General features: G+C 65.9%; 17 protein-coding genes and 2 pseudogenes. 3 read left to right on the top strand and 16 right to left on the bottom strand.

Annotated features, from left to right (window positions below; genetic code table 11):
• Positions 1–179 precede the first annotated feature (179 nt).
• A complete protein-coding gene (locus BLQ71_RS05320) occupies positions 180–1,748 on the top strand; it encodes a 4-hydroxyphenylacetate 3-hydroxylase N-terminal domain-containing protein (RefSeq protein ID WP_074620956.1) in 1,569 nt (522 codons plus the stop codon).
• A gap of 33 nt (positions 1,749–1,781) precedes the next feature.
• On the opposite strand, the gene BLQ71_RS05315 is transcribed toward BLQ71_RS05320, so the two are convergent.
• The 14 genes and pseudogenes from BLQ71_RS05315 to BLQ71_RS05255 all read right to left on the bottom strand — a co-directional run bounded on the left by BLQ71_RS05315 (position 1,782) and on the right by BLQ71_RS05255 (position 15,684).
• Entirely contained in the window at positions 1,782–2,669 is an 888-nt protein-coding gene (locus BLQ71_RS05315) for an NAD(P)-dependent oxidoreductase (RefSeq protein ID WP_074620955.1), read from the bottom strand.
• Positions 2,662–3,321: a dienelactone hydrolase family protein gene (locus BLQ71_RS05310; RefSeq protein ID WP_074620954.1), complete on the bottom strand. Its 660-nt coding sequence runs from the start codon at positions 3,319–3,321 to the stop codon at positions 2,662–2,664. The genes BLQ71_RS05315 and BLQ71_RS05310 overlap by 8 nt, the downstream gene beginning before the upstream one ends.
• A gap of 55 nt (positions 3,322–3,376) precedes the next feature.
• A complete protein-coding gene (locus BLQ71_RS05305; protein ID WP_074620953.1) occupies positions 3,377–4,351 on the bottom strand; it encodes a TAXI family TRAP transporter solute-binding subunit in 975 nt (324 codons plus the stop codon).
• Positions 4,348–6,264 (bottom strand): TRAP transporter permease, encoded by a 1,917-nt coding sequence (locus BLQ71_RS05300; protein ID WP_074620952.1) that lies wholly within the window; start codon positions 6,262–6,264, stop codon positions 4,348–4,350. The genes BLQ71_RS05305 and BLQ71_RS05300 overlap by 4 nt, the downstream gene beginning before the upstream one ends.
• On the bottom strand, positions 6,261–7,148 hold the full coding sequence (locus BLQ71_RS05295; protein WP_229754801.1) for an amidohydrolase family protein: 888 nt from the start codon (positions 7,146–7,148) through the stop codon (positions 6,261–6,263). Before BLQ71_RS05295 ends, BLQ71_RS05300 begins: the two co-directional genes overlap by 4 nt.
• Positions 7,145–8,212, bottom strand: coding sequence for a 4-oxalomesaconate tautomerase (locus BLQ71_RS05290; protein ID WP_074620951.1), 1,068 nt, complete (start codon positions 8,210–8,212; stop codon positions 7,145–7,147). Before BLQ71_RS05290 ends, BLQ71_RS05295 begins: the two co-directional genes overlap by 4 nt.
• On the bottom strand, positions 8,205–8,876 hold the full coding sequence (locus BLQ71_RS05285) for a 4-carboxy-4-hydroxy-2-oxoadipate aldolase/oxaloacetate decarboxylase (protein WP_175459222.1): 672 nt from the start codon (positions 8,874–8,876) through the stop codon (positions 8,205–8,207). Before BLQ71_RS05285 ends, BLQ71_RS05290 begins: the two co-directional genes overlap by 8 nt.
• A 59-nt stretch (positions 8,877–8,935) precedes the next feature.
• Positions 8,936–9,901, bottom strand: a complete 966-nt coding sequence (locus BLQ71_RS05280) for a VOC family protein (protein WP_069211672.1) — start codon at positions 9,899–9,901, stop codon at positions 8,936–8,938.
• An 8-nt stretch (positions 9,902–9,909) separates the two neighbouring features.
• Positions 9,910–10,641, bottom strand: coding sequence for a PIG-L deacetylase family protein (locus BLQ71_RS05275; protein ID WP_043145135.1), 732 nt, complete (start codon positions 10,639–10,641; stop codon positions 9,910–9,912).
• 91 nt (positions 10,642–10,732) lie between these two features.
• A complete protein-coding gene (locus tag BLQ71_RS26320; RefSeq protein ID WP_157923276.1) occupies positions 10,733–10,906 on the bottom strand; it encodes a hypothetical protein in 174 nt (57 codons plus the stop codon).
• A 78-nt stretch (positions 10,907–10,984) separates the two neighbouring features.
• Positions 10,985–13,386: pseudogene (locus BLQ71_RS05270) on the bottom strand (aerobic carbon-monoxide dehydrogenase large subunit).
• Positions 13,386–13,919, bottom strand: coding sequence for a (2Fe-2S)-binding protein (locus BLQ71_RS05265; RefSeq protein ID WP_083342154.1), 534 nt, complete (start codon positions 13,917–13,919; stop codon positions 13,386–13,388). The pseudogene BLQ71_RS05270 and the gene BLQ71_RS05265 overlap by 1 nt, the downstream one beginning before the upstream one ends.
• An 11-nt stretch (positions 13,920–13,930) precedes the next feature.
• Positions 13,931–14,766: pseudogene (locus tag BLQ71_RS05260) on the bottom strand (FAD binding domain-containing protein).
• A gap of 210 nt (positions 14,767–14,976) precedes the next feature.
• Positions 14,977–15,684: a LytTR family transcriptional regulator DNA-binding domain-containing protein gene (locus BLQ71_RS05255; protein WP_232784775.1), complete on the bottom strand. Its 708-nt coding sequence runs from the start codon at positions 15,682–15,684 to the stop codon at positions 14,977–14,979.
• 558 nt (positions 15,685–16,242) lie between these two features.
• Between BLQ71_RS05255 and BLQ71_RS25920 the strand changes: the two genes are divergently transcribed.
• Positions 16,243–16,443, top strand: coding sequence for a hypothetical protein (locus BLQ71_RS25920; protein ID WP_133065649.1), 201 nt, complete (start codon positions 16,243–16,245; stop codon positions 16,441–16,443).
• A gap of 17 nt (positions 16,444–16,460) precedes the next feature.
• Positions 16,461–18,629, top strand: a complete 2,169-nt coding sequence (locus BLQ71_RS05245; RefSeq protein WP_074620947.1) for a M10 family metallopeptidase C-terminal domain-containing protein — start codon at positions 16,461–16,463, stop codon at positions 18,627–18,629.
• A gap of 18 nt (positions 18,630–18,647) precedes the next feature.
• Here the strand turns inward: BLQ71_RS05245 and BLQ71_RS05240 are convergent, their stop codons facing one another.
• Positions 18,648–19,565, bottom strand: coding sequence for a transglutaminase family protein (locus BLQ71_RS05240; protein ID WP_074620946.1), 918 nt, complete (start codon positions 19,563–19,565; stop codon positions 18,648–18,650).
• 3 nt (positions 19,566–19,568) lie between these two features.
• A complete protein-coding gene (locus tag BLQ71_RS05235; RefSeq protein ID WP_074620945.1) occupies positions 19,569–21,968 on the bottom strand; it encodes a circularly permuted type 2 ATP-grasp protein in 2,400 nt (799 codons plus the stop codon).
• Position 21,969 lies beyond the last annotated feature (1 nt).

The raw sequence follows: 21,969 nt of genomic DNA, 5'->3' as shown, positions 1-21,969 counted from the left end.
ACCCTTTTCGCGTTGATCCGACCTTAGCCGCCTCGGCCCCCGGCGGGCGATACCCGGCCCGGTATCCGGTGATACCTAGCCGGTCAGCCCCGCGATGCGCAGGCTGTCTGTGCGGCAGGGCACGATCGACGCGCGGCCCTGCACAGAACACATCAGGTGCATTTGGAGGAGGAAACGCCATGCCCAGAGATGCGATCGCCGGAGGCGCAACAGAGGTCTTTACCGGACAGGAATTCCTGGAAAGCATCCAGGACAGCCGCGAAATCTACATCTACGGAGAGCGAGTCAGGAACGTCACCGAACACCCGGCCTTCCGCAATTCGGCGCGGATGGTTGCGCGCTGGTACGACACCTTCCACGCCAAGCGGGACATGGTCGGCGTCCAGGCCGACAACGGCACCGAGAACGTCACGCACCCCTTCTTCCTGGGGTCCAAGACCAGTGGCGACCTGATCAAGAGCCGCGACGCCATCGCCGAGTTGCAGAAGGTCTCATACGGCTGGATGGGCCGGTCGCCGGACTACAAGGCCGCCTTCCTGGGGACGCTGGGGGCGAACTCCGGCTTTTACGGAGAATACGCCCAGAACGCGCTGAACTGGTATCACAAGACGCAGAACCGCCTGGACTACTGGAACCACGCCATCGTCAACCCGCCCATCGACCGTGACCGCGCCATCGAAGAGGTGCGCGACGTCTTCATGCATGTCGAAAAGGAAACCGACGCGGGCCTGGTGGTCTCGGGCGCCAAGGTGGTGGCGACAGGTTCGGCGCTGACGCACTACAACTTCATCGCGCATTACGGCATCCCGGTGAAGGACAAGGAATTCGCCCTGATCTTCACCGCGCCGATGGATGCCGAAGGCGTCAAGCTGATCGCCCGGTCGTCCTACGAGTTCAACGCCGCCGCCACCGGCTCGCCCTTCGACTACCCGCTGTCCTCGCGGATGGACGAAAACGACTCGATCCTCGTCTTCGACAAGGTGCTGGTGCCCTGGGAGAACGTCTTCGTCTACGGCGACACGGACAAGATCAACAGCTTCTTCCCGGCCTCGGGCTTTGTCCCGCGCTTTACGCTGCACGGTCTGACCCGGCTGTCGGTCAAGCTGGACTTCATCGCCGGGCTGTTCTCGATGGCGGTCGAGGCGACGGGTTCCAAGGATTTCCGCGGCGTGCAGACGGCAGTGGGCGAGGTCCTGGCCTGGCGCAACCTGTTCCACGGCCTCAGCGACGCGATGGTGAAATCGCCGATCCCATGGGAGGGCACGGACGGGTTCAACCTGCCCAACACCAACGTGGGCCTCGCCTACCGGGTCTTTGCGCCGATGGCCTATGGCCGCATCAAGGAGCTGATCGAACGGCATGTGGCCTCCGGCCTGATCTACCTGCCCTCTTCGGCGGCCGATTTCGAAAGCGACGCGATCCGCCCCTATCTGGACCGTTTTGTGCGCGGGTCGAACGGCTATGCCGCCATCGACCGGGTCAAGCTGCTGAAACTGCTCTGGGACGCGATCGGGACGGAATTCGGCGGACGGCACGAACTCTATGAGCGCAACTATGCCGGCAACTACGAGAACATCCGCATCGAAACCCTGCTGACCGCCACTGCCACGGGCGACCTGGCCAATCTGCAAGGCTTTGTCGCGCAGTGCATGGGAGAATACGACCTCTCCGGCTGGACGGGCAACGATCTCATCAATCCCGATGACATCAACCTTGTCGGGCGCGGTATGACGCAGAGCTTCGGCTGACACATACGGGGTGCGGGCCGCCGCGGCCCGCGCCTACCCCTTTTGCAAGCGTTTCAGGTATTCGCGCGCGAACCACAGGTGATCCGGCACGTCGCCCTCGGGCAGTTCCAGCCCGGTGGTGGCCAGTGCACGCTGCCAGTTCGCCGCAGCGGCGGACATGCCCCCGTCCAGGCCCATGTCCGACAACATGCGTGCCGCCTCGTCCATTTCCGCCCCGCGCCGCACGCCATGCACAAGGCTGCGTTCAAAGTTGTAGGCGGCACGGCTGGGCACGTCGATCTTGGGATGGCCCTCCTTCAACGAGGGAAAGACCTCGTCCTCGACCCCTGCGGCCACAGCCGCCAGCACGCATTCCGCCGTCAGCGCCTCCATCCCCTTGACCATGATCGAGCGCACCAGCTTGATCGACGAGGCCCGGCCGACCGTGTCCCCCGCCACCTTCACGTTCATCGGCAGGGCCTGCAACAGCGGTGCGACCTCCTGTGCTTCCGGCCCGGCCAGCAGGCAGGGCACCATGTTGCGTTTGGGATAGACCGGCGCCATGACCGCCACGTCCAGATAGCGCCCGCCCGCAGCGATCACGGCCTCGGAGGCGCGCGCCTTGGAGGCCGGCGCACAGCTGTTCAGGTCGCACCAGAGCGCACCATTCGGCAGGTCAGGCGCATAGGATTCTGCCGCCGCAACGGCCTGGTCGGCGGTCACGGTGCAAAAGACCAGGTCCGCCCCGTCCAGCGCCTCGGCGGCGCTGGCGCAGGCGATCACACCCAATCGTGCGGCCCGGTCGGCGATCTCCGGCGCGGTGTCGGCGGAGGCCGACTTGATGTCATAGGCCCGGACCGACGCCGCCCGCCCGGCTCCCCAGCCTTCGACAAAGGCCGTGGCCGCCTCTCCAAGCCCGACGAAAGCGATACGTTCAGACATGGCGCGCAATGAACTCCGCTGTTCTGTCATGGGCCAGCTCGGCGGCCTCGGGGACATGATCGGCAGGCCGCGCCTCGTTGGCAAAGGCATGGCCGGCGTGCTCGTAGGTAAAGACCTCCATCCCCGGCCAGTAGGCCCGTGCCGCCTCCAGCATCTCGGGCGGAACATGGCTGTCCTCGGTTCCCCAGTGCCCCTGCACCGGCGCCACCAGCGGGGCGGTCTGGTAGGAATCCAGCCGTGTTCCGTAAAAGGACACCGCACAGGCCACGGGCAAGACCTGCGCCGCGCGCAATGCCAGCCCGCCGCCCCAGCAAAAGCCGATCACCGCCACCTTGCCACCGCGCGCTGCCAGCATCGCAATGCTCGCCTCGACGTCCATCATCACCTGCTCCGGGTCCGAGGCCAGCATCAGGTCCCGCCCCCGGGGCGCCTCGGAAAAGGGGATCACCATGCCCTTTGCCTGGCGGTCGAAGAGCGCGGGCACCGCCACGTCATAGCCCTGCGCCGCGTAGCGCGCCGCAACTGCCTTCAGCTGGTCCGTCACGCCAAAGATCTCTTGCAGGACCACGATCCCGCCCTTTCTTTGGCCCTCGGCCTCAGCCAGCCAGCAGTCCAGCACATGGCCGTCCCCGGCCGTCACCTGGGTCATCATGCCCGTCCCTTTCCTGTATGATCGGCGCGCGGAACCGGCCCGCGCGCCGCCCCTGTCATTGACCGACCGCGATCCCGGCTTCTTCAAAATATTTCAGTGCGCCGGGGTGGTAGGGCACCTTCGAGGCCGGGGCCATCGTCGCGGCATCCGCGCGGGCAAAGGCGCCAAAGCTGGCCTTGAGCGCCTCCTTGCCCTCGACCACGGCCTTGGTCATCTCGTAGACAAGGTCATCGTCCACATCGCCGTTGGTCAGCAGCACCCACGGGATCGCCATCAGGTTGGCGCCGTAGTCCTGCAGCCCGTTGATCTTGTCGTTCTGCGGCAGGGTCACGATGTTGCCCGCCGGTAGGAATTCCTTGAAGGCCGCCTGCCCCGCCTCGGAGTTGTCCAGCGAGATGTAGCAGAGCCCGCCACGGTCCTGCAGCTTGACCGCCGCCTGTTGACCGGCGCCCGAGTTCAGGCTGACCAATGCCACATCGACCAGTTCATCGCCCAGGGCGTTGATGCCGGCCACGAAACTGGCCACCGGCACCTGCTGGAAATCGTCATAGCCGAGGCCCGCATTGGCAAGGCCACCGGCGATGTAGAAGGGGATGATGGTGGACGAGGTATATTCCGACGCGATGCGCAGGTCCCCGGCCTGTTCCTTGAGGTCCGCGACAGAGGTCAGGCCCAGGTCGCAGGGCGCCATGATCGAGGTGGTCAGCGGGAACATCGTGCCCACCAGCCGCATGTTGGGATGGGCGCGGTCATAGTTTCCGGTGCCGGTATAGGCATATTCCGCCTCGACCCCGTTCGAGAACCCGAAGTCCACCTCGCCCGAGTTGATCAGTGGCAGGTAGCCCACCAGCGGCTGGGTCCGGGCGATGATCCCCGCCTCGTTCGCCACCTTGGCCACCGCCTGCCCGGTGTTGTAGGCCAGCGATCCCTGTGCACCGCTGGCCACCGTCACCACCTGTGCCGTCGCCGCCCCGACGCCAAGCGTCAGCGCAAGCGCGCCGCCCAGGATCGTTCCCTTGAGACATGTCATGTCGTTCTCCTCCCTTGATTTGTTTTTTCACCTGCGCGGGCGCGCAGTCTCAGAACCACGGCCAGCACGACCACCGCCAATGCCGCCGGAATGTGCCAGGCCGCCGCCCCGGGCAGGAACCCCAGCGGCAGGGTCACGATCCCCAGCGCCACCAGTCCCAGCCGCAGGACCATCGACAGGCGATTGCCCCAGAACCCAACGATCCCGGCCGTCACCGCGCCAACCCCGATCAGCGCAAGCCCCAGGTTCAGCGCGATCCCGGCCCAGCCGCCCTGCATCAGGATCTCGGGCGTGGCGACAAAGACAAAGGGCAGGATGAAGGCCGCCCAGCCCACCCGCATCGCCGCCAGCCCGGTGCCAAGCGGATCGTCCCTGGTGATCGTCGCGGCGGCAAAGGCCGCCAATGCCACGGGCGGCGTGATCATCGACATCATGCCGAAGTAGAGAATGAACAGATGCGCCGCGATCTGGTCGATCCCCGCCTCGACCAGCGAGGGCGCCACCAGCGCCGCCAGCAGGACATAGACACCGGAGGTCGGCATCCCCATGCCCAGCACGATGCAGATCACCGCCGAGATGCCCAGCAGCAGCACGACATTCGCCCCCACCGCATCCACCAGCACCAGGGTCAACGCAAAGCCCAGACCGGTGATGTTCAGGATGCCGATGACAAACCCCGCCGCCGCCACGACCAGGATCAGGTCCACCATGCCGGTTCCGGTCTCGACGAATGTCTTCCCAAGCGTCTTCAGCGTCAAACGCTGGCCGCGATAGCTGCGCAGGAAACTGACGACAACGATGGCCAGTGCCGAAAGCAGCGCGGAATCCGCCGGGTCCATCCGCCACCAGAACAAGGCACCCAGCAGCACACCAAAGGGAATGACGAAATGCCAGCCCTCGCGCAGGACCTGCCGCACGGTCAGCCCGTCCACGTCCGAGGGCGCAATCCGATCCCGTCCGGCAATCAGGTCCACCTGCAGGAAGACGCTGAAGTAATACAGCGCCGCGGGCAACAGGGCAGCGCCAGCCACGGTGAAATAGGAAATGTCCAGGAACTCGGCCATCAGGAAGGCCGCCGCGCCCATGATCGGCGGCGTCAGCTGTCCACCGGTCGAGGCCACCGCCTCGATCGCGCCGGCGTCGCGTTTGGTATAGCCGCCGCGTTGCATCAGCGGGATGGTCACGACCCCGGTCGTCACGACGTTGGACACCGCAGACCCGGAGATCGAGCCGAAGAGCGCCGAGCCCACGACCGAAATCTTGGCACTGCCCCCGCGCGACCGGCCCGTGGCCGCCATCGCCAGATCGGTGAAAAAGGCCCCGCCCCCGGCGGCGAACAGCAGCTTGCCGAAAAAGACAAACAGCAGCACGATGATCGTCCCCACCGCAAGCGGCGTGGAAAACACCGCGTTCGGATCGAAACCCACGTATTGCACCAGCCGCACCGGCGAAAGCTCCTTGCCGATGAGCCGCCCGGGCACCTTGTCCGCGAACAGGGCGTAGACCAGGAAAACACCGACGATCCCGAACAGCATCCAGCCCGCGCGGCGCCGCACGCCTTCCATCACCGCGATCACGACGACGGTTCCGACCAGCGTGATTTGCCAGGGCCGGTAGGGCTGTTCCCGCAGCAGCCAGACGAAATCCCAGGCGGCGTACATCAGCACGCCAAAGGCAGTCAGGGCGATCCCGCCGTCGATCCAGCCCGTGCGATCCTTTTCCTGTCCGCGCAGGTCGAAATTCAGGTAGGCGATGGTCAGCGCCAGCCCCAGTTGCAGCGCCATGTACTGTTGCGTCAGAACCGCCACGCCCAGCCGTGTGGGCGCCTCGATGTTCCACAGAATGCAGGCCACGACCATCGTCGTCGCCAGCACCGCCACCAGGGGCGCCCGGATGCCCGTTGCGGGCCTCATGCCTCTTCCGGCCAGTAAAGCCGCATCGGGTTGTCCACCAGCAAGCGCTGCCGCAAGTCTGCCGTGACCGCGATCCGCGGGATCACGTCGACCAGCGCCCCGTCGTCGGGCACATGGCTTTTCATGTTGGGATGCGGCCAGTCGGTGCCCCAGAGCACCCGGTCCGGGAACCTCTCGACCAGCGCCCGGGCAAAGGGCACCACATCGTCATAGGGAGGCCCCGCAACGGTCAGCCGTTCGGGACAGGAGACCTTGACCCAGTACCGCGTATCCTCGGCAAGGAACTCCATGAAGGCGCGAAAGCCCACGCCTTCGACGCCCTCGGTGACATCGGGCCGCCCCATGTGATCGACAACGACGATCCCCGGCAGGCGCCGCACCAGCGGCGCCACCTCTGCCAGGTCCTGCCCCTCGAAATAGACGACGATATGCCAGCCCAGCCGCGCGACCTTGGCGGCGATCCGTTCAAAGACCTCGTGTGGTGTCGCGTCGACCAGCCGCTTGACGAAGTTGAACCGCACGCCGCGCACACCGGCCGCGTGCAGCGCCTGCAATTCCGCGTCATCGACGTCGGCGCCCACGATGGCGATACCCCGCGCCAGACCGTCCGATGCCTCCAGCGCGTCGACAAGCGCCGCGTTGTCCTTGCCATGACAGCTGGCCTGCACGATCACGTTGCGCGCGAACCCCAGGAAATCGCGCAGCTCGAACAGCTTTTCCTTAGGCGCATCGCAGGGCGTGTATTTCCGCTCTGGCGCGTAGGGAAACACCGCGCCGGGGCCAAAGACATGACAATGCGCGTCCACGGCCCCCTCGGGCGGGTGATAGTCCGGCTTTCTCGGCGACGGGTGAAACGGCAGATAGCCTGGTGTCATCTCGCTCATGCCTCGACCTCCTTGGGAAAGACAATGCCATCCATCAGCTTGCGTGCGGTGCGCAGCACCTCGGCGCGCGTCACCTCGCCACCCTCAAGGTGCCCGACCACGGTCATCTCGCCGGTTGGGTGTTCCACTGACAACGGCTTGGGATTGCCCCGTGGCAAGACGGCAAGGTCATGGCCCACGGCCCCCACGGTCAGGCAGGCAGTGGCCACGCTGACCGCCCCCAGCACCCCGATCGCCTTGTGACAGCGATGCGGGATGAAGGTCCGCGTCGCGATCGCACCGCCCGCGCGCGGCGCGCTGACCAGCGTCATCTTGGGCACGGATTTCTCCGTCACGTCGCCGAGGTTCATGATCGGTCCCGCGGCCAGGCGGATCGCCTCCAGCCGTGCGCGCAGGGTCTCATCCGCCTCCAGCACCTCCGGCGCCTCGTCGCCCGCGATCCCCAGGTCCGAGGCCCGCAGCATGACACAGGGCATGCCGTTGTCGATCAGCGTCACCTCGACACCGTCGATGACATCCACCACCTGTCCGCTGGGAAAGAGCGCCCCGCAACTGGACCCGGCGGTATCGCGAAAGGCGATCGGCACCGGCGCCGCCCGCCCCGGAACCCCGTCGATGCGTGCATCCCCCGCATAGGCGACACGCCCGCCCGGCGTCGCCACCCGCGCCACCGCCACCTGGCCCGTGTTCTCCATCCAGATCGTCACCGGGGTTTCCGCGCCCCGCACCGGCACCAGCCCGCGCTCGATGGCGAAAGGTCCGACACCCGCCAGGATATTGCCGCAGTTCTGCGCATCCGTGACCAGCGCCCGATCCACGAAGACCTGCAGGAAGAGGTAATCCACGTCGACCCCCTCGCGTTCCGAGGGCCGAACCACCGCCACCTTCGAGGTCAGCGGATCACCCCCGCCCATGCCGTCGATCTGGCGCGGATCGGGAGAGCCCATGATCCCCAGCAACACCGCGTCCCGCGCCGCTTCGGCCCGGGGCAGATCCGAGGCCAGGAAATACCCGCCCTTCGACGTGCCGCCGCGCATCCACATGACCGGCAGGCCCTCAGACATATTTCAGCCCCTTGTCGGCCAGCCGTCCGCGCATGTCGTAGATGTCCAGCCCCAACTCACCCGCGGCCAGCCGCTGCCGCTTGGCCTCTTCCGCGTCCAGCCGCGCCTGTGCCTTCTGCATCACCGCCGCCGCCTCGGCGCGCGGCACGACGCAGACGCCGTCGTCGTCGGCCACCACCACGTCGCCCGGATTGACCAGCGCGCCCGCGCAGATCACCGGCACGTTCACGCTGCCCGGAGTCTCCTTGACCGTGCCCTGGGCCGAAACCGCCGTGGACCAGACGTGAAAGCCCATCTGACGCAGGTCGCGCGTGTCCCGCACGCCCGCGTCGATCACCAGCGCCCGGCACCCCCGTGCCATCGCGCTTGTCGCCAGGAGGTCACCGAAATACCCCATGTCGCAGGGCGCGGTCGGGGCCAGCACCAGAATATCGCCGTCCCGCAACTGCTCGATCGCCACGTGCACCATCCAGTTGTCGCCCGGCGGCGCGCTGATCGTCACCGCCGACCCGGCGAGCCCCATGTCCTGCTGAATGGGCCGCATGGCAGAGGACATCAGTCCGCGCCGCCCCATCGCCTCGTGTACCGTGGCGACCCCCGCCGCCCCCAACCGCGCGATCAGCTCCGGCTCACACCGCTCGACATTCTGCACAACGACACCCATGATGCGCGCCTCCCTGTTTCTTCTTGGTCAAAATACCCCAAACGGGGCGCAGCCCCGACCTACCGTTCGACAGGCGGCGTGCCATGCGTGTGGAAGCTCTCGATGGTCTTCAGCCCCCAGGCCTGGCCCTTCTTGCGGTCCGCCTCGGTCCAGACCACCGGCTCCCAGTCGGGGGCCAGCATCAGCCGCGCGCCGGCATTGGCCAGTTCGATCCGGTTGCCCGCCGGTTCCCAAGCATAGAGGAAGAAGGACCCCTGGATCGCGTGTTTGTGGGGACCGGTCTCGATGTGGACGCCATTTTCTAGGTAGATGTCGGCGGCGCGCAAGATGTCCTCACGCTGGTCGGTGGCGTAAGTCACATGATGCAGACGCTTCTGCCCGCCGCCCCGTTCCTCGGAACAGACAAGATCGTAGGTCTTGTTATTGCAGGTGAACCAGCAACCGCCCATCCGCCCGTTGTCCAGCTGGATCAGTTCCGTCACCCGGTGGCCGAGGCAGGTTTCGACAAAGCGGCGGAACTCGGACACGTCCTCACCCAGAAGGTTCACATGGTCGATCCGCCGGGGCGAGATCCCCTGCGCGTGAAACCGGCTGGAGAGGTTCTTGAGCGCCGAGGCATCCTCGGGCGGGGCCTGATATTTCACCGTCTCCCAGTAGAGCTCAAAGACATGGCCGAAGGGATCCTCGAACCGGAAAGACGGCCCGTGGCCCATGTCGCCCTCTGTCCAGCCCAGCACCTTGTAATCAGAGGCCTCGACGGCCGCGACCCGGCGCGCCAGCGCCTCGGGCGAGGAACAGCGATAGGCAACATGGCCCACGCCGGTCGTCTCATGCGCGGTGAGTTTCATCGAGTGGAACTCGTAATCGTCCCAGGCGCGCAGATAGGCGCTATCCCCCTCGCGCCCCGAAAGCTTCAGCCCGAAGACCCGCGTGAAGAAATCCAGGCTCTCGTCGAACCTGTCGGTATAGATCTCGACATGGCCAAGGTGCGCGATGTCGAAGTTGGGATTGGTTGGCTCTGTCATGACCGCCCTCACAGCTCATCCACGGTGCGGGGAAAGATCGACTGGAAACCTTCCGCATACTGGCAGTCGCGCCCGCCGGACTGGCCGCCCGAGTTGCGCTTGAAATGGTTGGCACGTTGCTGTGCGACGCGGGTGTAATAGTCCCAGAGGTGGACCTGGCCCTGCATGGCTTCCATAGCCGCGCGCTTCTTCTCCCAGACCGGCGTGATGTCGAGGAAGACATCCGGCTTCCATCCCATCTGCTCGGTCTGGTGCGGTTCGAAGAGGTAAAGCTGCGGCGCGCCCAGTACCTTTTCGCCCGGATTGTGCCCCCATGCCTGCGCCACCATGCGGGCCTCCAGCGCGATCTGGGTCATGTACATATGGTCGGTGTTGTAGGGGTCGTACTGCGAGTGGCTCATCATGAAGTTCGGCTGAACCTTGCGGATCAGGTCCACCAGCGCGAACTTGTCCTCCCGCTCGAGGTGCAGGGGATAATCGCCAAGATCGTAGCAAACCAGGTCATGCGCCCCCAGCGCCTCGGCCGCCGCCTCGGCCTCGCCCCGGCGGATGTCCTTGACCTCCTGCAGGCTCTTGCCTTCCTTCCAGAGCCGCGCGCTTTCGCCCCTTTCCCCGAAGGACAGGCAGGCCACAGTCACCTCGTATCCCATCTCTGCATGCAGGGCGATCGCGCCGCCACATCGCCAGACGAAATCCGCCGCATGGGCCGAAATCACCAGCGCCGTCTTGTTCCCGCTCATGCCGTCTGTTCCTCCTCCGCTTGTGGTGCACAGTCTGCTCTCTTTGTCGGCAAACGGCCAATTCGAAAGGCGAGGAGGGCATGAATTATTGCTATAGCGATTTGACGTGGAAAGGTCGGAACTTGGCGCCCCGGCGCGGGTGCTGATCGTCGATCACCAGCGCGTGGGAATGTTCCCGGCGGCCCTGCAGGTGCAGCCCTTCCGGCAGCTTGACCGGCGCGGGCAGCGTCAATCCCAGCTCTTCAAGCCTGTCTTCAGGTGTCATCCCGTATCGCCTCCACGGCCAAACTGCGGGGCGCTCGCCACCCGGAAAGGATGTTTGCCGGGTGCCCCGCCCCCTCGCTCACCGGTGCAGCCCAAGGTCCCGCGCGATCTTCCACACCCGCCAGTGATCGTCCGGCATGTGGCTTTGCGTCAGGCCAAAGGGCCGAAAAGCATCGTGAACGGCCTTCGAGAAACAGGGCACAGACCCCACGTTGGGGCTTTCGCCGGCGCCCTTGTCCCCGATCGGATGATGCGGCGAGGGCGTGACCGTGTGATCGGCCTGGTAGGTCGGGGTCCCCCACGTCGTCGGCAAGAAGAAATCCATCAAGGTCGCGGTCTTGTGGTTGCCCATGTCGTCGTAGGCGATCTCCTGTCCCATCGCGATGGCATAGCCCTCGGTCGCGCCGCCATGTACCTGCCCCTCGATGATCATCGGGTTGATGCGCGTGCCGCAGCCGTCCAGCGCGTAGAACTGGCGCACCTCGTGTTCTCCGGTGTCCACGTCGATCTCCATCACGCAGATATCGGCGCCGAAGGGATAGGTCATGTTGGGCGGATCGTAGTAGCTGACCGCCTCTAGCCCCGGTTCCAGCCCTGGAATCGCCTGATTGTAGCTGGCGAAGGCGATCTCCTTAGCTGTCTTGAAGCGACTCTCGTCGCCCTTGACCACGAAACGATCCACGTCCCATTCCACGTCGCCGTCATGCACCTTCAGCAGGTAGGCGGCGATCATCTGGGCCTTTGCGCGGATCTTGCGCGCGGCCATCGCCGTTGCCGCCCCTGCGACAGGTGTCGAGCGCGAGCCATAGGTGCCAAGCCCGTAAGGCGCGGTATCCGTGTCCCCCTCTTCCAGCGTGATGTCATCCGCCGGCAGGCCGATTTCCGACGCGATGATCTGGGCAAAGGTCGTCGCGTGCCCCTGCCCCTGGCTGATCGTGCCCAACCGCGCGATGGCGCTGCCTGTCGGGTGGATGCGGATCTCGCAACTGTCGAACATGCCGAGACCAAGGATATCGCAGTTCTTCACCGGCCCTGCGCCGACGATCTCGGTGAAATGGGTCAGGCCAATGCCCATCAGCTTGCGTGTCTTGCCGGCCCTGAAATCCTCCAGCCTTTGCGCCTGTTCCTTGCGCAGATCGTCATACCCCACCGCCGCCAGCGCCTTGTCCCAGGCGGTGTGATAGTCGCCGCTGTCACATTTCCAGCCAAGCGCACTCTGGTAGGGGAACTGGTCCTTGCGGATGAAGTTGATCCTGCGCAGTTCGGTCGCGTCCATGTTCAGCTTGATCGCCAACACCTCGATCATGCACTCGATGAAATAGGCCGCCTGGGTCACGCGGAAGGAACAGCGATAGGCCACGCCGCCCAGTGCCTTGTTGGTATTGACACCGTCGACCGACAGGTGGGCGGTGGGAATATCATGGGACCCGGTGCAGATGTTCATGAACCCCGCCGGGAACTTCGTCGGATCGGCACAGGCGTCAAAACCGCCGTGATCCGCCGTCGTGTGGCACCAAAGCCCGGTGATCTGGCCATCCTTCGTGGCGGCGATCTTGCCCTGCATCCAGTAGTCCCGGGCAAAGGCGGTGGACATGGGATTGTCCATCCGGCCCTCGACCCATTTCACCGGCTTACCGGTCACAATCGAGGCCACGACAGAGCAGAGCTAGCCCGAATAGGCCCCCAGCTTGTTGCCAAATCCCCCGCCGATGTCCGGAGAGATCACCCGGATATCGTGTTCGGCGATGCCCGAGATCAGCGAGACGACGGTGCGGATCGCGTGCGGCGCATGGAACGTGCCGTAAAGCGTCAGCTTGTCCATCGAGGCCGCGCAGCCGCAGGTCTCCAGCGGACAGGGATGGGTGCGGTGGTAATAGATCATCTCCTCGGCCACCACGTCGGCCTCCGCCAGCACCTGTTCGGTCGCGTCCTTGTCCCCCTGCTCCCAGGTGAAGATGTGGTTATGGTGTTTCCGGGGGCCATGCGCCCCCTCGGTCTGGCCCGCGAGGTCCTCTCGCAGGACCACGTCCGATTTCAGCGCCTCGAAGGGATCGGTGACAACGGGCAGTTCCTCGTACTCGACCTCGACCGCCTCGACGCCGTCGGCGGCGGCGTAGCGGCCGGTCGCGACGACACAGGCCACCTCCTGCCCCTGGAACAGCACCTTGCCGTCCGCCAGGACCATCTGCTTGTCACCCGCCAGCGTCGGCATCCAGTGCAGGCCCAGCGGTTCGAGGTCCTTTGCCGTCAGGACTGCCAGAACCCCGGGCACCTTCAGCGCCTCCTTGGTGTTGATCGAGACCACCTTCGCGTGCGCATAGGGCGAACGGACGAAATCGCCGAACAGCATCCCGTTCAGCTTGATGTCGTCGACATAGTTCCCTTGCCCTGGGTGAACCGAACATCCTCCACCCGCTTGCGCGAGCAACCCATGCCCTTGAGGCCGGCCGAGCGTTCCTCGGGGCTTTGTACGTCGTCCATCATTCCGCGGTCTCCACCTTTTGTTGCCCTACCCCTTCGGTACTTGAGGGCTTGTCCTGAGCATTCATCATCTCGGCGGCCGCGAGGATCGCCTTGACGATGTTCTGGTAGCCGGTGCATCGGCAGAGGTTCCCGGCCATGCCGAACCGCACCTGTTCCTCGGTGGGTATCGGGTTCTCCTGCAGGAAGCGGTGCGCGCGGGTGATCGTCCCCGACGTGCAGAACCCGCATTGCAGCCCGTAGTGTTCGCGGAACATCTCTTGCAGCACAGACAGCGATCCGTCGGCGTTCACCAGCCCCTCGACCGTGGTCACATCCGCGCCCTGCGCCTGTGCCACGAAGACCGTGCAGGATTTCACCGACCGCCCGTCCATGTCGACCGTGCAGGCCCCGCAATGCGAGGTCTCGCAGCCCACGTGCGGGCCGGTCACGCCGAGGTTCTCGCGCAGGCAGTGGATCAACAGCGTGCGCGGCTCGGCCAAACCCTCGACCGCCGCGCCGTTCACCGTCAGCTTGACGTGCATCTTGCTCATCAGTCTCCCCCTCAGCCCGCAACCCGCGACAGAGCGCGGTCGATGGCCCGGCGCGGCACGACGCCCGCCACATGTCTCTTGAACTCCACCGGACCGCGCATGTCCTCCTGCGGGTCAATGGCTGCGAGCGCGGCGCTGACGGCCCCCTCCCTGTCTCCGGCCGCCAGCGCCACGCCCGCCTCTGCCGACCACACCGGCACATCGGCCAGGTTGGTCATGGCAATCGAGGCAAAACCCTTGCCGACCAGCACCGCCGCCGCCGCGGAGGCATAATCGCCGATCTTGCGTTTCTGCTTTTCATAGGCATAGCCCGTGCCCGCCGCAGGGATCGGGACCATGAGACGGGTCAGGATCTCGTCATCCGCCCGGGCGGTGAAATAGGCGCTCTCGTAGAAATCCCGCGCTTGGATCTGGCGTAGGTCGTCCGGCCCTGTCACCTGGTAGGTCGCGTCGAGGCATTGCATCAGCCCCGGCATGTCGTTGTCCGGATCGCCGTTGGCGACATTGCCCCCCAGTGTTCCCAGGTAGCGCACCTGCGAGTCGGCGATCTGCAACGCCGCCTCGCGCAGCAGGGGGACGGCTTCCCCAAGACCCGCATGCGCGATCAGTTCGTGCTGGGTGACCATCGCCCCCAGCGACACGCTGTCGGCGCCGATCTCGATTCCCTGCAGATCCGGGATGTCGCGCAGGTTCACCAGGTGCGACAGCACCGCCATGCGCAGCTTCATCATCGGCACAAGGCTGTGGCCGCCCGCGATAACCCGCGCCTCGCCCCGTGTTCCTGCAACAGCCCTATGGCTGCGCCGAGGTCCCTTGGTCTGTGATAGTCGAATCCCGCCGGTATCATCTGTGAACGCCCTCCCCGCGATCTTGCGCCGCTGCTGGGACGGTTCCCCCTGACCACGCCGGAACCAACGGCAGAGCCATAAAAGACAGGCATTCGCGCACGAAATGCGACATGGCTGCACGAATAGAGCAATGCTTGCGGCCGGGGACGGTGGGCGGGGCGAGGTGACGACCGACAGGTCGGCACCAGCGCCGTCACGGCGTCCGCGCCTCAGACGCCCAGCACGCGGCGGACCTCGGCCAGGCGCGACCGGCTGACCGGCACCTTGCCCAGGGCCTCGACCCCGTCGAAATGACAGACGCCGGTATCCTTGGTGCGGCGTAACACCGTCACCAGCGCAGGACTGACCAGGTAGCTGCGATGTGCCCGGATCAGCCCCGCCGGTGCCAGCCGCTTGGCCGCCCCGGAAATCGACCAGGGGCAGAACAGCCGCTCCGCGCCGGAGTAGAGGACCGTGCAATGTCCCTCGGCCCGCACCGCCGCGATGGTGCCGGCGTCGACGAACTCAGTGCGCCCCTCTTTCTCATAGGGAACAGGCACGCGTCCCGGCGCCGTGCCCCTCACCGGCTCTTCGGTCTCGGCGGCCTGTTCCGCCCGCACGGCAAAGAAGGTCACGCTGCTCAGCAGGAATGCGCCACAAATCACGAAGGAACTGAGCACCACGCCCATCGCCAGGGCCTCGTCCGACAAGGCGGGCCCGGCGGTGTCGCCCCCGTCCAGACCGATGAACCCGGTGCCCGCCATCGCGATGAAATGCACCGCGAAGACCGAGAGGCCAAAGACCAGCGCCCCCAGCAGGATGCTGCCCCGCGAACGCTCGCCATAGGCGATCCAGATCGCCGCAACCGACAGCACCAGCGCCGCGGCCAGCGCCACCGCAGCGATTGCCACCACGAGCTTGTGCCGGGCCAGCGGCAAGGTCGAGGCCCCCGCGTCAGGGAAAGCCCGCTGAACCCGGCCATCAGCGCCACCGCCAGCGAGGCGGCCACAAGGGCCGGCTGATGCGAGAATTCAAGCACGCCACCGCTCCTTCCGATGGGCGGGATTTGGGCACATGGCCCCCGTTCCTGCAAGCAGGTGGATGACATCGACGGACGCTTCATGATACAATTTTAAGTAGAGTTTTCGAAAGGCCGTGACGACCTGTAGCGCCGCTTCGGGAAACAGTGCGCGCCGCAAATGTTTACGGTTTCTTAACGCGCACCAATGACGCGATATTAACATTTTCCAGCCCTTCGGACCTCAAATTCCCCGGTCCAAAGTCGATCCGTGACCGATCTGCTCCTGGTCCGCTGCCCCTTAGACCGCCACAGGAAGACCGCAATGAACGCCCGCCCAAGGCACCTCCATGCCCTGCCCCCGGCCCCCGCCGGAGCGCGTCAATCATCGTCTTCCCGTCCCATCACGTCTTCCGGCGAAACGCAGCTCGCCGGCCTTTTGCGTGAACGGTTGCGGCACCACGCGGCGGAACGGGGCGTGCCCTGTCCCCGGGCACGGATCACCGTGCATGGCCGATCGGTTCTTCGGGCACAGCTGTTGTTCGAGAGCGTCGACGGGGCCTTTCGTGCCGGTCCCAGGCTGGAATTCTCGGTCAGCGATGCCGCCATCACCGGCGCCCTGCTGGACGTCTTTGCCCAAGCCCTTCTCGACCGCTGCCCATTGCCCCACAGCACCTGACAGACAGGACCTGACCCATGTGCTTTCTCTGCCAAAGCCTCGACCCTTCCATCGAAATCTACGACGGTCACGGCCTGACCGGGCCGACGGCGGCGCCTTCCGGCGGCGGCGGCGGGACAACGGAGGCCGCCCTGCCGGTTTTCACCCTGGACCAGGTGGCCTATCAACTGACGCATGGCTACTGGCAGAACGGCGGTGGTGACTGGCGGGCCTTCGACGTGCAGGCCGGCGGAGAGATCACCGTCAACATCGACGCGCTGGACGCTGCCGGCCAGACGGCTGCCCTTGCCGCGCTGGAGGCATGGACCGCGGTTTCGGGGATTCAGTTCACCCTGACCTCTGGGACCGCCGACATCACCTTCGACGACACCGAAAGCGGCGCCTACGCCTATTCCTACGTCTACACGTCCTGGAACGAGATCGACCAGTCTTTCGTCAATGTGCACCCCAGTTGGCAAGGCTACGGCGACTACTATTACCAGACCTACATCCACGAGATCGGCCACGCGCTTGGGCTGGGGCACGGCGGCAACTACAACGGCGCCGCAGACTTCGGGACCGACGCGCATTACGCCAACGACAGCTGGCAGATGTCGATCATGTCCTACTTTGCCCAGTGGGAAAACCCGAACGTCGACGCGTCGGGCATGTACCTGGCGACGCCGCAGATGGCCGACATCCTCGCGATCCAGAACCTTTACGGCACCCCTGACAACGTCCACACGGGCAACACGGTCTACGGGGACAACACCAACCTGACCGCAACCGGGATGGACCTGGCGCCGGGCCGGGCGGTGGCGATCTTCGACAGTTCCGGCATCGACGTGATCGACCTCGGCTCGCGCGGTCATGACCAGCGCCTCAGCCTGGAGCCCGAAAGCTGGTCGGACATCGACGGCTACGCGGGCAACTTTGCCATCGCCCGCGGCGCGGTGATCGAGAACGCCATCACCGGCAGCGGCGACGACCATATCACCGGCAACGCCGCCTCGAACGACATCCAGAGCGGCGCCGGCGCGGATACCATCAAGGGTGGCGAAGGCGACGACACCATCGACGGCGGCGCGGGCGAGGACGTGGTGGTCTTTGAAGGCGCCTCCGAAGGATTTGCCCTGGCCTGGAACGGCGCGCTGACCGTGACCGACATCGACCTGACCGATGGCGGCGACGATGGCACGGACACGCTTTTGGGGGTCGAGACCCTCAGCTTTACCGACGGCGCCTTCGGGACCGTGCAGGACAACGGCACGACAACCCTTGTCCGGCTATACCAGACCGGCAGCAACCTGACCGCCGCGACGCTGGAGATCGACGTCGACGACACCCACGAATGGGAATCGATCGCCCGCGATTTCACGGCGACCGGCCAATGGGCGAAACAGACCAACACCTATGACAACGGCCGGGTGCTGGAGATCTTCTACTCGGATGGGCTGCGCACCTCCTCGACCATGACCGACAGCGCCGACGTCTATGCCTGGGACAGCTACACCGATGGCTACGACGCCAGCGGGGCGCGGATCTACAATGGCATCACCTGGGACGGCGGCAAGCTGGTCGAGACCCATTTCGACGCGGACGGCGCGCGCACCAGTTCCCTGGTGACGGATGGCGGCGACGTCTATGGCTGGCACACCATCGAACGGGTCTACGACGGCGCCGGCGTACTGACCGACCAGACCAACACCTATGACGATGGTCGCGTCCAGCAGATCGTCTACACCGAGGGCGCGCGCTCGGCGATCCACATGACGGATGCCGGCGACGTCGCAAGCTGGGCCAGCTACAGCGATTTCTACGACACCGCCACGGGCGCCCGTACCGCGCGGCAGATGACATACGACGACGGGCGCCAGGTCGAGATCGGCTTTGACGGCGGGCGCATGGTCTCGCACCTCCTGACCGATGGCGCGGATGACTTCGTCTGGTCCTCGATCGCGCGCACCTGGGATGCCGAAGGCCAGCTCGACAGCCAGACGAACACCTACGACGACGGCCGCGTGCACGAGATCGACTATGCCGACGGTGTCCGCAGCAGCTCGGTCCTGACCGATACACAGGATGCCTATACCTGGACCAGCGCGACAGAGACCTACGACGCCAGCGGCGCGCTGGTCGAGCGGGTGACGATCTGGGACGACGGCAGCCAGGATGTCGTCACCTACGGAGACAGCCCCGTGGTCTGAACCGCCTCCGGGCGCGGCCTAGTCGGTACTGCTGCGCCCGACCGCCTCGACCGGGGTCCGCTCCTCAACCGGGATCACATCGACACTGTGGCGGGTGCTGTGAAACCCCGAGCTGCGCAGCGATCCCTTGACCGGCGCCACATCCGCATAATCCCGCCCGATGGCCACGCTGATATGGTCGGCGCCGACGCGCATGTCGTTGGTCGGGTCGATCTCGATCCAGCCGACCTCGTTGCCGCACCAGGCCCGGACCCAGGCGTGCATCGCATCCGCCCCCGCCAGGCGGGGCTGGCCTTCGGGCGGTTCGGTCCGCAGGAAGCCCGAGACATAGCCCGCCGGAATGCCGATCCCGCGCAGCGCGGCGATCATGATGTGACTGATGTCCTGGCAGACACCGCGCCGGTTGGCAAAGGCCGTGGCCGGGTCGGTGGTCACATCGGTTGCCGTCGGGTCAAAGGTGATCTCTTCGTGCAGGGCCCGCGAAATCGCCTCCACCACGGTCAGCACCGGCTGGTCCAGCCGCGTGATGCCGCGCGAAAACGCGGTGATAGAGGGCACCGGCACCACCCGGTCCGAGGCGCCCAGGAAATGATGCGGTGCGTCAGGCGCCAGCGAGGGCACCTCGGCCAGTTCGCGCCGCATGTCCGCCAGGGCACAGGACAGGTCCAGTTCCTTGGGCAGGTCGTCCCGCCGGATGCGGCCGGTGAACCGGAAATCGACCGTGTCCAGCGGCGCGTCATAGGCCATCTCGGTCAGCGCGTTGCCAAAGAAATCCACCCGGTCACGGCGAAAGGCCGGCGCCGGATCGGCCTGCAACAGCCCCGACACAAGGCGTTGCGCCGGCCCGTTGCCGGGCATCATCCGCAGGTGCATCCGTGCCGCCGCCGCGGAGAGTGCATAGGCGTAGCGAACCGAAAGCGTCACGTCGTAAAGCATCCCCTACCCCATGTACTGGGTGTGGATCGCATCCGACACCGCCTGCAGATCATCGGCCAGTTTCGCCAGCGCGGCGCTGTCCAGCACCTCGGGTGTGGCGACGGACAGATCGGTGTGCACCCGCAGGATGCGGCGCCCGACCTCTGTCAGCTGGCTGGACTTGCCCGGCCGGGGCAGTTTCGCCTGTTGATCCAGCAAGACCCCGGCCTGGTAGATCACCGAGCGCGGGTTTTCCGGGTCCAGCGCCAGCAGGTCAACCACCGTGTTCCGGTTCGTCTCGACCGAGTAGCGGCGGCGGTGGGTCATGACGCTGTCACCGATTTCCAGCGCCGCATCCAGGCTGCCCTGCGCCGCACCGCTGGCGGAAAAGACCGCCAGCAGGTCCGAGATCTGGACACCGCGTTCCAGTGCCCGCCCCATCGACATGAAGCGCCAGCCGGAAAAGCGGAACATGTTGTCGTTGACCAGCCCGGCAAAGCCCGCCAGCTTGCGCAGGAGCTGGCTCAGTGCACGGCCCGTCGCATCGCCATGGTCGACCGCCCCCGCGAGGTCACGCGCCGCCCCTTCCAGCTCGTCCAGCGCGTACCAGCCGTCATCAGAGAACCGGTCGCGCACTTTGCTGGCACAGCCGCGCGCCCGTTCCAACAGGTTCAGAAAGAGATCCGGCAAGGGTTCCGCGAGGTACAGCCCACGCCCCTCTAGATAGCGACCAAGCTGGTCGAAGACGGGCATCGGCGTGCCGCCGTTGTCCTCGAGCCGCAGGTGATACGCGCGCAGGGTCCGCGCGGTGAAATCGGCCCGTTCGACGTAGCGGCCCAGCCAGAACAGGTTGTCCGCCGCGCGCGCGGGCAACCGGCCGGGCATCCGCCGGATGAACGGCCCCGGCTGCTGACCCGACAGCGTCTCGGTGGACACGGGCGCGTCGCTGACCACCCAGACGTCCGCCACCGAACCGCCGCTTTGCATCGCCAGCGCCGTTGGGTCCTCTGTCCGGCCGATGCGGGCATAGCCGCCGGGCATCACCGTCCAGCCGTCCTTTGTGCGGGCGGCAAAGACGCGCACCACCATCGGCCGTGGCATCAACTTGCCGTCGATCATCGCAGGGGTGGTCGACAGCGTCACGGCCTGTTGCCCCACCAGCGCGCCGCCATTCTTGTCCAGCCAGTCGCGCACCGGGCCACGCGCATTGTCACGGAACCGCCCGCCAAGCGCGGTGGAACTGTCGATCTCGAACGGCAGCTGCGTCGAGAGCGCAGGGCCGATCATCATGCGTTCCAGGTTTTCGCCCACATAGGCACGCTCGCTGGCCTGTCCGCACCACCAAGTGGCGATGTTGGGCAGTTTCAGCCGCTCGCCCATCAGCGCCTCGGAGATGCGCGGCATGAAGGCCATCAGCGCCCGCGCCTCCAGCACGCCCGAGCCCAGGCAATTGAGCATCGTCACCGCGCCAGACCGCAGCGTGCCCACCATGCCCGGCGTGCCCAGGGCAGAGCTTTCGTCCAGTTCCAGCGGATCGGCAAAACGCGAGTCCAGCCGCCGCCAGAGCACACTGACGGGTTCCAGCCCGCTGATCGTGCGCACCATCAGCTTGCCGTCGACGCTGACCAGGTCCTCGGACTCCAGCAACAGGAAGCCCAGGTAGCGCGCGATATAGGCGTGTTCGAAATAGGTGTCGGTGTTTTGCCCCGGCGTCAGGATCGCCACCTGCCCCTGCTCGGGGCCGCGCAGCTGGGTCAGCCTGTCACGGAAGGTGCGAAAGAAGGCGGCGAGCCGGTGAACATTCGTCTCCTGGTAGAGATCGTTGAAAACCCGCAGCGTCGCCATCCGGTTTTCCAGCGCGAACCCCGCCCCCGAGGGCGCCTGCGTGCGGTCCCCCAGCACCAGCCAGCTGCCATCCGGAGAGCGTCCGATTTCGAAGGCCAGGAAATGCAGGTAGTGGTCAGAGCGCGGCTTGATCCCCACCATAGGGCGCAACCATTCCGGGTTGCGCGCGACCAGCTGGGGCGGCAGGATGCCCCGCTTGACCAGCGTCGCCGGGCCATAGAGATCGGCCATCGTGCGTTCCAGAAGTTCCGCCCGCTGGGCGATGCCTTCGGCCAGCTTGCTCCACTCGGTCTCGCCGATGATGACGGGGATATGGCTCAGCGGCCAGTCCCGGAGGGCGGATTCGTCGCCCGTGTACTGGCGATAGTAGACGCCCGCATCCTGCAGATAGAGATCGCCGCGGGCAAAGTCCTGGTTCACCTGGTCCGGATTGCGTCCGGCCAGGTGGTCGATCATCGGCTTCCAGACCGGGCGCAGCGTGCCATCAGGGCGCAAAAGCTCATCTGCCACCCCCTTGGGTGGCAGATAATGGTCCAGTGGCGCCTTGCGCGCCGGCGTAACGGCGCCGGTTTCGCCCATG

The sequence above is a fragment of the Antarctobacter albus genome (genome assembly GCF_900101505.1).
Lineage (GTDB): Bacteria > Pseudomonadota > Alphaproteobacteria > Rhodobacterales > Rhodobacteraceae > Antarctobacter > Antarctobacter albus.
The sequence above is the reverse complement of the archived record's forward strand: the minus strand, read 5'-3'. Positions and strand labels throughout refer to the sequence as shown.